The following is a 12382-nucleotide window of genomic DNA, read 5'->3' as shown; positions in this document are numbered from 1 at the left end:
CCCGTTGAGGGGACACGTCGGCAGAAATCAGTTTTCGGTCAGCTGCCGGTACTCGGTACCGTCGCGCTTCCACACCAGCCGACCGGCCGGATCCGTACCGAGGGTGACCAGTTCCCGCTTGAGAATCTTGTTGGTCGCAGTGCTGGGCAGGTCGTCGGCGAGCCAGACATACCGCGGCCAGGACTTCGGGGACATGTCCGGCTGGGCGGCCAGAAATTCCGCGAATGACGTCGGGTCGAGGGCCCGTCCGTCACGCAGCACCATGGCGGCCATCACCTGGTCGCCGACGAACTCGTCGGGCACCGGATAGACCGCGACCCGGCTGATCACCGGGTGGCGCAACAGGATTCGTTCGATGGGGGCCGCCGTGATGTTCTCCCCGTCCACCCGCATCCAGTCGGCGGTGCGGCCGGCCAGATAGATCCAGCCGTCGGCGTCGCGATAGGCCAGATCGCCCGACCAGTACATGCCGTGCCGCAACCGTTCGTCGGTCGCGCCCTGGTCGTTGTGGTAGCCACGGAACATGCCGCTGCCGTTGGTGTTCACCAGCTCGCCGGTGGCGGCGTCGCCGTTGACCAGCGCGCCGGTCTCGTCGAACCGGGCGACCTCGCACTCTTGAACGGTCTCCGGGTGGTAGATCGCCACCCCCGGGAAGCCCCGTCCGACGCTGCCGGCCGGGGTGCCCTCGGAGCGGGTGATGATGATCGCGAGCTCGGTCGAGCCGAAGCCGTCCCACACGCTGCAGTCGAACCGGCGGCTGAACTCGTCGATATCGCGGTCGGCGGCCTCGTTGCCGAAGGCCACCCGCAGCGGGTTGTCGTGATCGTCGGGCTGCTCGGCGGTGGCCAGGATGTAGGCCAGCGGCTTGCCGACGTAGTTCATGTAGGTCGCACCGTAGCGGCGGATGTCCGGGAGGAAGCCCGACGCGGAGAACTGTGCCGGCGCCATCGCCGCTCCGGACCCGAGGGCGACGCCCCAGCCGGCGTAGACGCCGTTGGAGTGGAACAGCGGCATCGCCAGGTAACAGGTGTCGGCCTCGGTGAGGTGGTAGCGCTGCACCAGCGCCGCGGCCGAGAACAGCACGATGGAGTGCGCCACCTCGACGGCCTTGGGCTCGCCGCTGGTGCCCGAGGTGAAGATCATCATGAAGGTGTCGTCGGGTCCGACTTCACGATGCGGCGTCAGGTCCTGCTGCGGCCACTCGGTCGCGGTGACGTCGATGACGGTGACGCCCGGCAGGTTGACGTCCTGGAGGAGCTCTCGACCCGCCTGATCTACGAGCACGATCTGGCATTCGACGCGCGCGATGTCGCGCGCGAGCGCCTCACCTCGACGGGTGTTGTTGATGCCGCACAGCACGTAGCCGCCCAGCGCCGCGGCGGCCAGCGCCGTCAGCATGTCGGGGGTGTTGCCCAGCAGCGTGCCAACGTGCAGCGGCCGCAGCGGGTCGGCCTGACCGACCAGGGCGGCGGCCTGCGCCTTGGCTCCGGCGACGTACTCTCGCCACGTCCAGGTCGTCTCGCCATACTTGACGGCGACGGTGTCCTGGTCGGCACGTTCGCGAAGCAGCTGCTGAAGGGTCTCCGCCATTTAGGCTCCCGGTGCGGTGGGCGGCCACGAACCACCCAGAGTGAACAGATTCTAGAAAGTGTCTACCATGGCTGAGGGGTAGCGCACTAGCGTCCGCGCCCTGGCAGAATCGTCGTTCGCCCGGTTGACAAGTGAGGAGACATCCGGTGGCTAGCCCAGAATCCCCGAAAAGTGTGCGCGATCGACTGATCGACGCCGCTGAAGAGTGCATGCGCGCCAAGGGAATTCGCGCCACCACGGTATCCGAGGTCGCCGAGGCCGCCGGCGTCTCACGCGGCTGGCTCTACCGGCATTTCCCGGACAAGGTGACACTGCTGGGCGCGGCGATCGTCCGCCTGAACAACGCCTACTGGACCGACGCGCACGCCATGCTGGAGTCGATCGACGGCCTGGACAACCAGATGGTGACCGGAATCCAGCACGGCCGCACCGCCTATGACGACCCCGGCGCCCTGCTGATGAAGCTGCGCGTAGAGGAGCCCGACGAGTTCGCCGCCTGCGCCGGCGCCGGCGTGCAGGGCCTGGTGCCCGATCTCGCCGCTTTCTGGTCGCGCTACCTCGTCAGCGCCCGCGACAACGGCGAGATCCACGCCGACACCGACATCGACGACGCCGCCGAGTGGATCGCGCGGGTCATCCTGTCGCTGGCCACCATGCCCGGGCAGCGGCTGGACGCCAACAATGCCGAGGAACTGCGCGCGCACGTCCGCCGCTATGTGATGCCGGGGCTCAAGGCCCAGCCGTAGCGGTCCCCCAGAACGCACTGAAGGCCGCAACTCGTGCAGAGTTGCGGCCTTCAGTTTCAAGAACTGCGACGTTTAGTCGTTGTCCGGACCGCCGGGTGCAGTCTTGGAGACCTGGACCAGGAACTCGTAGTTGGTCTTGGTCTTGCGCAGCTGGCTCATCAGCAGGTCGATGGCCTGATGCGGATCTAGACCGCTGAGCACGCGACGCAGCTTGTGCACCACCGCGAACTCGTCGGTCGACAGCAGCAGCTCGTCCTTACGCGTACCGGACGGGTTGACGTCGACCGCCGGGAATACCCGGCGCTCGGAGATCTTGCGGTCCAGCTTGAGCTCGGCGTTACCCGTGCCCTTGAACTCCTCGAAGATGACGGTGTCACCGGTGGAGCCGGTCTCGACCATCGCGGTGGCGATGATGGTCAGCGAACCGCCGTGCTCGATGTTGCGGGCAGCACCGAGGAACCGCTTCGGCGGGTACAGGGCGGTGGAGTCGACACCACCGGAGAGGATGCGGCCCGAGGCCGGCGACGCGTTGTTGTACGCGCGGCCCAGACGGGTGATCGAGTCCAGCAGCACGACGACGTCCTTGCCCTGCTCGACCAGGCGCTTGGCCCGCTCGATGGCCAGCTCGGCGGCCTGGGTGTGGTCTGACGGCGGACGGTCGAAGGTCGAGGCGATGACCTCACCCTTCACCGAGCGCGTCATATCGGTGACCTCTTCCGGACGCTCGTCGACGAGCACCACCATGAGGTGGCATTCCGGGTTGTTCTGAGTGATCGCGTTGGCGATGTCCTGCATGATCGTCGTCTTACCGGCCTTCGGCGGGGACACGATCAGCGCACGCTGGCCCTTACCGATCGGCATGATCAGGTCGATCACACGCGTGGTCAGCCGGTCCGGAGTGGTCTCCAGACGCAGCCGCTGGTTCGGGTACAGCGGGGTGAGCTTGTTGAAGTCTGGACGGTTGCGGGCGGCATCGACCGGGCCACCGTTGACGGTGTCCAGGCGAACCAGCGGGTTGAACTTCTGGCGCGGGTTGTTGCTGCTGCCGCCAGTGTTCTCGCCCTCACGCGGGACCCGCACGGCGCCGGTCACCGCATCACCACGGCGCAGGCCGTTCTTGCGAACCATGTTCATCGAGACGTAGACGTCGTTGGAGCCGGCCAGGTAGCCCGACGTGCGGACGAACGCGTAGTTGTCCAGCACGTCGAGGATGCCGGCGACCGGCTGCAGGACGTCGTCCTCGCGCAGTTCGGTCTCGGCGTTGCCGCCGCCCTGGTTGTCGCCGCGTTCCCCACGACGACGACGGTCACGGTCGCGGAACCGACGGCCGCGACGGCCTCCACGGCTGTCGTCGTCATCATCATTGTTGGAGTTGTCGTTGCCGCCCTGGTTGCGGTTGCCACCCTGGTTGCGGTTGCCGCCCTGGTTGTCGCCGCCGCGATCGCGGTTGCCGCCCTGGTTGTCGCCACCGCGGTCGCGGTTGCCGCCCTGGTCGCGGTTGCCGCCCTGGTCGCGGTTGCCGCCCTGGTTACCTTCGGACTTGTTGCCGCCCTGGTTGCTGTTGTCGGCGTTCCGCTCGCGGTTGCGCTCCTCGCGCGGGGCGTCGGCGTTGTCCGCGTTCTCGGCGGGCTTGTCGCCGGCATCGCCGGATTCGCCGTCGACGGGCGCACCGGCCCGGCGCGCCGAGCCACGGCGTTCGCGGCGCGGGGCCTGCTCGGCGGCGGGGGCGTCAGCGGCAGCTTCGCCGCCGGTGTTCGCGGCCGCGGCAGGGGCTTCCTTGGCCTCGTTGGCGGCGTCGTTGCCGTTCACGGCCTCGGCGGCCTTGGTTTCGGTCTTGGGCTCAGCCTTGGCGGCCTTGGCTTCGCTCTTGGCGCCGTTTGCCTCACCGCGGTGTTCCCGGATGGCGGCGATCAATTCGCTCTTGCGCATGCCGGAGGTGCCCTTGACGCCGGCCTCGGAGGCGAGCGCACGCAGGTCGGGGAGCAGAAGACTGGTCAGCGATCCGGAGCGTCCGGCCGCCGGCGCTTCAGTTGCCGGGGCATCAGTGGTGCCATCGGCGGTGAAGAGGTCCGTATCAGTCACGGATTTCCTTTCTGTGCCCTCGCGCATCGGATCAGGCGAGGGTTTTGTTCGCAGTCGGACGGCTTCCCCGAACCGCAATCGGCAAGAGTCCTGGTCAGCTGAGGCAGTGCAACAGCCAAGCACCGGGATTTGCCGCCGTGCGGCGAACCATCAGTCCACGAGTTGAACATCTAAGAGAAGAGTGGTCGTCCTACCGTAGGCGCAGGTACTAGAGCCTGCGATTGCTGGACGGTGCGAGAATATCTCTGATCCGACAATGAAGCAAGAAATGCCACTCCGGCGTGTGCTTTTCGTTAGACGCCGGCACCGACGGTCCAGCGAACCCCTTGGCCCACTGCCATCTTTTCGACGACGAACCCGTTGGCAGCGCCGAATTCGAGGACTTCGGCGGGCAACTCGGGATTGGTGCTGAATGCGATAACCGCAGGTCCAGCACCAGAAAGCACTGCTGCCACTCCAGAACGCCGCAGCATCGCCAGATATTCCGCCGAGGCCGGCATGGCAGCTGCCCGCTGCGGTTGATGCATGACGTCCTCGGTTGCCGCCATCAGCAAATCCGGGCGCTGTGTCAGTGCCACCACCAGCAGCGCGGCGCGGCTCACGTTGAACGTCGCGTCAGTGTGAGCGATGACTTCCGGCAGCACAGCCCGGGTCTCCGCGGTCGACGACCGCACCTGCGGAATGGCCGGGAACAGGTGAATGTCGGGATGCAGCGTCAGTGGCACCGCCGCGTACACCGGGCCGGGCTCGGTGTAGGACACCACCGCGCCACCCAGCACCGCGGCGGACGCATTGTCCGGATGCCCCTCGAACTCCGAAGACAGCTGCACCAGCTGATCGAGCGTCAGCGGCTGCGAACCCGATTGTGCGATAAGACCATTGGCGACGGCCAGGCCGCCGACCACCGCGGCCGCCGACGACCCGAGGCCCCGCGAATGCGGAATGACGTTGCGGCACTTGATGTTCAGGCCAGGAGCCGAGACACCGCCGGCAGCCAGACCACGCCGGATCGCCCGCACGACCAGATGGGACTCGTCGAGCGGAACCTGCCCGGCGCCCTCCCCCGTCACCTCGATGACGAGGCCGGAATCGGTTGTCTCCGCCTGGATTTCGTCGTACAGACTCAAGGCCAGGCCCAGGCTGTCGAAGCCGGGGCCGAGATTGGCGCTCGAGGCGGGGACGACGGCGGTGGCGAGCAGGCCGGCGGGCAGGCTTTCGGTCACTGGCGTCAGACCAGTCCGAGCTGTTCGACCACGGCGGTCGGATCGACCGGGATGGCCTTGACCTCGGGGATGCCCTTGAGTGCGGTATCGGGATCCTTGAGGCCGTTGCCGGTGACGGTGCAGACCACGGTCGAGCCGGGCTTGACCCAGCCGTCCTCGATGGACTTGAGCAGGCCCGCGATGCTGGCGGCCGACGCCGGCTCGACGAACACGCCTTCAGCCTTGGCGACCAGGTGATAGGCGGCCAGGATCTCTTCGTCGGTGGCAGCGAGGAAGCGACCGTCCGACTGCTCCTTGGCCGCGACGGCGCCGTCCCACGAAGCCGGAGAACCGATTCGGATCGCGGTCGCGATGGTCTCGGGGTTCTTGACGGGCTCGCCGAGCACCAGCGGCGCCGCACCGGCAGCCTGCGTGCCGAGCATGCGGGGCAGCCGGTCGGAGACGCCGTCCCGGTGGTACTCGCTGTAGCCGCGCCAGTAGGCGGTGATGTTGCCGGCGTTGCCGACGGGCAGCGAGTGCACGTCGGGAGCGATGCCGAGGGCGTCGACGATCTCGAACGCCGCCGTCTTCTGGCCCTCGATGCGGACCGGGTTGACGGAGTTGACCAGGGCGATGGTCGGGTAGTCGGCGGTCAGCTTGCGGGCCAGCTCCAGACAGTCGTCGAAGTTGCCGTCGACCTGAATGATCTTGGCGCCGTGCATGACTGCCTGCGCAAGCTTGCCCATGGCGATCTTGCCCTGCGGGATCAGCACCGCGCAGGTGATGCCGGCACGCGCGGCGTAGGCGGCCGCCGAGGCCGAGGTGTTGCCGGTGGACGCGCACAGCACCGCCTTCTGGCCCTTCGCCACGGCGTCGCTGACGGCCATGGTCATGCCGCGGTCCTTGAACGAACCGGTCGGGTTGAGGCCCTCGACCTTCAAATGCACTGTGCAGCCGGTCAGTTCACTGATCCGCTTGGCGTGGATCAGCGGGGTGCCACCCTCGAGCAGGGTGACCGGCGTCCAGTTCTCGGTGCCGGGCAGACGATCCCGGTAGGCCTCGATCAGGCCGGGCCACGGCTTGTGCACGCTCATTTACTCGTTCCTTCCATGCGCAGCACACTGTTGATGCTCTGTACTGCTTCGTGATCTGCGAGGGCCGCAACGGTTTCCGACAGCGCCTCATCGGTGGCCCGGTGGGTGACGACGACGATCCGGGCGCCGCTGCGCTGGCCGGACTCGTCCTCCATGCCCTCCTGGCGGACCTCGGCGATGCTGACCTCGCGCTTGCCGAATTCGGCTGCGACAGAAGACAACACACCGGGCTTGTCCGCGACGTTCATGCTGACGTAGTAGCGGGTTTCGATGGCGCCGATCGATGCGATGGGCAGCTTGGCGTACTTGGATTCCCGCGGACCACGGCCACCCTGCACGCGGTTACGCGCAGCCATGACGACGTCGCCCATGACGGCCGACGCAGTCGGAGCGCCGCCGGCGCCGCGGCCGTAGAACATCAGCTCGCCGGCAGCCTCTGCCTCAACGAAGACCGCGTTGAACGCGCCGTTGACCGAGGCCAGCGGGTGGTCCAGCGGCACCAGCGCCGGGTAGACGCGGGCCGAAACCCGTTGCTTGCCTTTACCGGTGGTCAGGCGCTCACAGATCGCGAGCAGCTTGATGGTGCAGCCCAGCGCCTTGGCGGACTCGAAGTCGGCGGCGCTGACCTTGGTCATGCCCTCGCGGTAGACATCGTCGGCGGTGACGCGGGTGTGGAACGCGATGGAAGCCAGGATCGCGGCCTTGGCAGCGGCGTCGTAGCCCTCGACGTCAGCGGTCGGGTCGGCTTCGGCGTAGCCCAGCACACCGGCTTCGGCCAGCGCGTCGGCGTAATCGGCGCCGGTTTCGCTCATCGCCGACAGGATGTAGTTGGTGGTGCCGTTGACGATGCCGGCTACCCGCAGCACCACGTCACCCGCGAGCGACTGCGTGAGCGGACGGATCACCGGGATCGCACCGGCCACGGCCGCCTCGAAATACAGGTCCACGCGCGCCTTTTCGGCGGCCTGAGCGAGTTCGCCAGTGGACTGGGCCATCAGCGCCTTGTTTGCGGTGACCACGGACTTGCCCTGCTCCAGCGCGGCCATGATGGCCTTGCGGGCCGGCTCGACGGGACCCATGAGCTCGATGACGATGTCGACGTCGTCACGCGAAACCAGCGCCTCGATGTCGTCGGTGAGCAGGTCGACCGAGACGCCGCGGCCCTTGGCCACCTTGCGGACGCCGACGCCGCGCAGCTCCAGGGGCGCACCGATGCGAGCGGCCAGGTCGTCGGCGCTGTTCTCGATGATCCGGACCACCTCGGTCCCGACGTTCCCGAGTCCGAGAACTGCTACGCCGATTGGCTTTTCACTCATTGACCACTCACCTCCAGGCTCAACAGGTCTTCGACGGTCTCCCGACGCAGGATCAGCCGTGCGTTGCCGTCCTTCACCGCGACGACGGCGGGACGGGTCAGCAGGTTGTACCGGCTGGACATCGAGTAGCAGTAGGCGCCGGTGGCGGCGACTGCCAACAGGTCACCGGGCCCCACATCGTCGGACACCCAGGTGTCCCGGACGATGATGTCGCCACTCTCGCAGTGCTTTCCGACGATCCGCGCGAGGACCGCGGGGGCGTCGCTGATACGCGACACCAACCGGGCGTCGTACTGGGCGTCGTACAGCGACGGCCGGATGTTGTCGCTCATGCCGCCGTCGACGCTGACGTAGCGCCGGTACTTGTCGGCCGAAACGGCAACGTCTTTCACGGTGCCGACTTCGTACAGCGTGATGGTGCCCGGGCCGGCAATGGCGCGGCCAGGCTCCACGACCAGCTTGGGCGTGGGCAGCCCGACGGCCGCGGACTCGGCCTTGACGATGGCCTTGAGCTTGTCGGCGAGTTCCTTCATGGGCGGCGGGTCGTCGCTGGGCAGGTACGAGATACCCAGTCCCCCACCGAGATCCATGACGGACATCTGCGCGGTCTTCTCGACGCCGAATTCGGCGACCACGTCGCGCAGCAGGCCGATGACGCGGTGGGCCGCGATCTCGAATCCGGCCACATCGAAGATCTGCGAGCCGACGTGGCAGTGCAGGCCGACCAGGCGCAGGTTGTCGGTGGCGAAGACCTTGCGCACCGCATCCATCGCCGCGCCGCTGGCCAGCGAGAGACCGAACTTCTGGTCCTCGTGGGCGGTGGAGATGAACTCGTGGGTGTGCGCCTCGACACCGGGCGTCACGCGGACCAGGACGTCCTGGACGACGCCCGCCGCACCGGCGATGGCCTCCAGGCGTTCGATCTCGATCTCGGAGTCCAGCACGATGTGCCCGACGCCGGCCTTGACCGCGGCGGTCAGCTCAGGAACCGATTTGTTGTTGCCGTGCACGGTGATTCGCTCGGCCGGGAAGTCGGCGTGCAGCGCCACGGCGAGCTCGCCGCCGGTGGCCACGTCGAGGCACAGGCCTTCCTGCGCGACCCAGCGGGCAATCTCTGCGCACAGGAACGCTTTTCCGGCGTAGTGCACGTGCTCGCCGCCACCGAAGGCGTCAGCGATCTCGCGACAACGGGACCGGAAGTCGTCCTCGTCGATGACGAACAGCGGCGTGCCGAACTGCTTCGCCAGTTCACCGACGGTAACGCCGGCAACGCTGACCTGGCCATCGGCACCCCGAACGAGGTTGCGCGGCCAGACATTCGAAGCCAGCAAGTTGACCTCGTCGGCGGACCGTGGCTTCTCCGGCACAGTGTTGCCGGTCGGCTGCCCGCTCACATCCGCTCCGGAGCGCTGACACCGAGGATGTGCAGACCATTGGCGATGACCTGGCGGGTCGCCGCGCACAGCGCGAGCCGCGCCCGGTGCAGGTCGCTGTGCTCTTCGTCGCCCATGGGCAGCACGCGACAGGAGTCGTAGAACCGGTGGTAGTCACCGGCCAGGTCTTCGAGGTACCGGCACACGCGGTGCGGTTCCCGAAGGGACGCAGCGGTTTTGAGCACCCGCGGGAACTCGCCGATGGTGCGCATCAGGGTGGCTTCACGGTCGTGGTCGAGCAGGTCGAGGTGACCGAGGTCCAGCCCCAGGCCGAGGTCGGCGGCGTTACGCGCCAGGGCCGACAGCCGTGCGTGCGCGTATTGCACGTAGTAGACCGGGTTTTCGTTGGAGGCACTGGCCCACAGGCCCAAGTCGATATCGATGGGGCTGTTCACCGACGACCGGATCAGCACGTAGCGGGCCGCGTCTACGCCAATGGCGTCGACCAGGTCTTCCAGGGTGATAACGGTGCCGGCGCGCTTGCTCATGCGCATCGGCTGGCCGTCCTTGACCAGGTTGACCATCTGGCCGATCAGCACCTCGACGGTGGCCGGGTCCTCACCCAGCGCGGCCGCGACGGCCTTCAGGCGGCCGATGTAGCCGTGGTGGTCGGCACCGAGCATGTAGATGCACAGGTCGAACCCACGCTGGCGCTTGTCCAGGTAGTACGCGATATCGCCGGCGACGTACGCCGGGTTGCCGTCACTCTTGATGACGACGCGATCCTTGTCGTCACCGAAGTCGGTGGTGCGCAACCAGATTGCGCCGTCCTGCTCGTAGATGGAGCCGTTGTCGCGCAGCTTGTCGATGGCCTGCTGCACCCGGCCCGAGGTGTGCATCGAGTCTTCGTGGGTATAGACGTCGAAGTCGGTGCCGAAATCGTGCAGCGACTGCTTGATCTGACCGAACATCAGATCCACGCCGACCTCGCGGAAGACTTCCTGGCACTCGTCGGCCGGCAGCTCCAACGCGTCGGGCCGCTTGGTCACCACATCGGCGGCGATGTCCTTGATGTAGTCGCCGCCGTAGCCGTCCTCCGGGGCCGGCTCGCCCTTGGCGGCCGCGACCAGCGAGCGGGCGAACCGGTCGATCTGCCCGCCGTGGTCGTTGAAGTAGTACTCGCGGACGACGGTGGCGTCCTGCGTGGCCAGCAGGCGGCCCAGCGCGTCGCCGACGGCGGCCCAGCGGGTGCCACCGATGTGGATGGGCCCGGTCGGGTTGGCCGAGACGAACTCCAGGTTGATGTGGCGGCCCTTGAGCTCCTCGGACGTGCCGTAGCTCGCCCCGCCGCCCAGCACGTTGAGGACGACGACGCTCTGCGCGGAGGCCTCGATGCGCAGGTTCACGAAGCCCGGACCGGCGATGCTGGCGTCGGCGATGCCGTCAGCGTTGATCAGCGCCTCGGCCAGCCATTCGCCCAGCTGACGCGGGTTGACGCCGACCTTCTTGCCCAGCTGCAGCGCCAGGTTGGTGGCGTAATCGCCGTGCTCAGGGTTGCGCGGACGCTCGATGACCACTGTTTCGGGCAGCGCGGCAATGTCCAGGCCGTGTTCGACCAGGACCGCGGCGGCGGTGTTCTTTAGCAGTTCAGCCAGATCGGCGGGGGTCACGGGGGTCCATCCTATGGGCTGAGCTGCTCACGCTTGTCATCGGTCGTCCGCTGGTTGACGCACCGTCCCCCAGCGGTTGACGCCGATTCGGGAGCCAGGCCGCCGATGCGCTAGTCTGTGATCGCCCAACGGCGCCGCTGGCTTGCCAGCATCAAGCGCCCCCGTAGCTCAGGGGATAGAGCGTCTGCCTCCGGAGCAGAAGGCCGCAGGTTCGAATCCTGCCGGGGGCACTTTCCAGCCAGTGCGCTGCTATCCCGCACAAATTTCCACGTAACGACCGCTGATCAGGCCTCTGTCGTCGACGTCGCCCCAAGAAATCCCCAAGCGGTCCGGCGCCGTCTGTCCTCACCAACACGCACGAGGACGGATCAGATCATGAACCGGCGAATCGCAGCATTGGCAGCCGCCGCTTTAACGACCAGCGGCATGGCGCCGGCAGCTCCCGCCCAGGCCGGCCCGTTGCCGCCGCACACGTGGTGCCCGGGCTGAGCAATCAAAGATCGCTCAGCGACGGCCGCTGCCGGAGTTGTAGCCCGGTGAAGCCACGTCCGATTCCGAGAGCTCGAAGGGCGGCGGAGCGAGGACTTCAGGGGTGAATAGATTGCCGCCCGTCGGAGTTCCCTCAGCAGGCGCCGGCGCGCTCTCGGCCGGTGGCGTGCTGATGATCTCGCTGGTCCCGACTGGGGTGTCCGACTCCTCTTCCGATACGCCGCCTACCGGACCGCGAGGCACCCAGACCAGCAGGTCCTGCATGCCGTCGTTGTAGACGACGCTGTTCGGCACGTCGCCGACGACGTCGAAGTAGAGCTTGCCGGTCGTCGTCCCTCCAGGCGGTGCCGACCCGACCCCGCCCCCGATGACCCGGTAGTTCGCCCCGCTCTCGGCGCGGGCGTTGAAGAAGCCGACGATCGGGTTGGCCCAGCCGCCGAGGCCTTCGACTGTCACGGTCGCTGAGTAGAGCTGGCCGTTGTGGGGCACGGGGTCCGAACTCGGCTTCAGGCCCTTGACCGTGTAGCCGATCTCGTTCAGCGTCTCCTGTTGGCCGAATGGCTTGATGTTGTTGGCCGCCGAGGCGGTGCCCGCGGTTACGCCGGCCATGCCGAACACGATCGCGGCGATGCCAACGGGCGCCACAAGTTTGATCTTCACGGTTACTCCCGTTCCCACAACGAGGCAGTTTTCAAGGCGGAGGTTACCCCGCCACACCACTGTCTAAACGCAACTTCGGCAATATCGATGGGGATAGACCAGGCCGCATACCGATCGCCGAGGCCAATCGACTCTGGAAACCACTAAATACGCTGCTGCT

At 67.3% G+C, this 12382-nt stretch carries 9 protein-coding genes and 1 tRNA gene; 2 read left to right on the top strand and 8 right to left on the bottom strand.

Features of this window, described 5'->3' with window-relative positions:
* Window positions 1-27: 27 nt before the first annotated feature.
* Window positions 28-1590, bottom strand: a complete 1563-nt coding sequence (gene fadD1, locus AC1U2B_RS11160; protein ID WP_480216848.1) for a fatty-acid--CoA ligase FadD1 — start codon at window positions 1588-1590, stop codon at window positions 28-30.
* A gap of 146 nt (window positions 1591-1736) precedes the next feature.
* Here fadD1 and AC1U2B_RS11155 point away from each other — a divergent pair, with 146 nt between their 5' ends.
* A complete protein-coding gene (locus AC1U2B_RS11155) occupies window positions 1737-2336 on the top strand; it encodes a TetR/AcrR family transcriptional regulator (protein WP_418003069.1) in 600 nt (199 codons plus the stop codon).
* 72 nt (window positions 2337-2408) lie between these two features.
* Here the strand turns inward: AC1U2B_RS11155 and rho are convergent, their stop codons facing one another.
* The 6 genes from rho to argS all read right to left on the bottom strand — a co-directional run bounded on the left by rho (window position 2409) and on the right by argS (window position 11073).
* Window positions 2409-4418: a transcription termination factor Rho gene (rho, locus tag AC1U2B_RS11150; RefSeq protein WP_480216847.1), complete on the bottom strand. Its 2010-nt coding sequence runs from the start codon at window positions 4416-4418 to the stop codon at window positions 2409-2411.
* A 293-nt stretch (window positions 4419-4711) separates the two neighbouring features.
* Window positions 4712-5641 (bottom strand): homoserine kinase, encoded by a 930-nt coding sequence (gene thrB / locus AC1U2B_RS11145; protein WP_480216846.1) that lies wholly within the window; start codon window positions 5639-5641, stop codon window positions 4712-4714.
* Between the two features lie 5 nt (window positions 5642-5646).
* Complete coding sequence (thrC, locus tag AC1U2B_RS11140; RefSeq protein WP_480216845.1) at window positions 5647-6714, bottom strand: threonine synthase; 1068 nt, start codon at window positions 6712-6714, stop codon at window positions 5647-5649.
* Complete coding sequence (locus tag AC1U2B_RS11135) at window positions 6711-8030, bottom strand: homoserine dehydrogenase (protein ID WP_071285536.1); 1320 nt, start codon at window positions 8028-8030, stop codon at window positions 6711-6713. Before AC1U2B_RS11135 ends, thrC begins: the two co-directional genes overlap by 4 nt.
* Window positions 8027-9424 carry a diaminopimelate decarboxylase gene (gene lysA / locus AC1U2B_RS11130; RefSeq protein WP_480216844.1) on the bottom strand — a complete coding sequence of 466 codons (1398 nt, stop codon included), beginning with the start codon at window positions 9422-9424 and terminating at the stop codon, window positions 8027-8029. Before lysA ends, AC1U2B_RS11135 begins: the two co-directional genes overlap by 4 nt.
* The gene (gene argS / locus AC1U2B_RS11125; RefSeq protein ID WP_480216843.1) at window positions 9421-11073 is read right to left on the bottom strand and encodes an arginine--tRNA ligase; all 1653 of its coding nucleotides are present in this window, start codon (window positions 11071-11073) and stop codon (window positions 9421-9423) included. Before argS ends, lysA begins: the two co-directional genes overlap by 4 nt.
* 157 nt (window positions 11074-11230) lie before the next feature.
* Here argS and AC1U2B_RS11120 point away from each other — a divergent pair.
* A tRNA-Arg gene (locus tag AC1U2B_RS11120) sits at window positions 11231-11303 on the top strand.
* A 274-nt stretch (window positions 11304-11577) separates the two neighbouring features.
* On the opposite strand, the gene AC1U2B_RS11115 is transcribed toward AC1U2B_RS11120, so the two are convergent.
* On the bottom strand, window positions 11578-12222 hold the full coding sequence (locus tag AC1U2B_RS11115) for a DUF1942 domain-containing protein (RefSeq protein WP_480216842.1): 645 nt from the start codon (window positions 12220-12222) through the stop codon (window positions 11578-11580).
* Between the last annotated feature and the right edge of the window lie 160 nt (window positions 12223-12382).

The sequence above is a fragment of the Mycolicibacterium sp. P4_G11 genome, from assembly GCF_056555145.1.
This window is presented reverse-complemented; position numbering and strand designations above follow the sequence as displayed.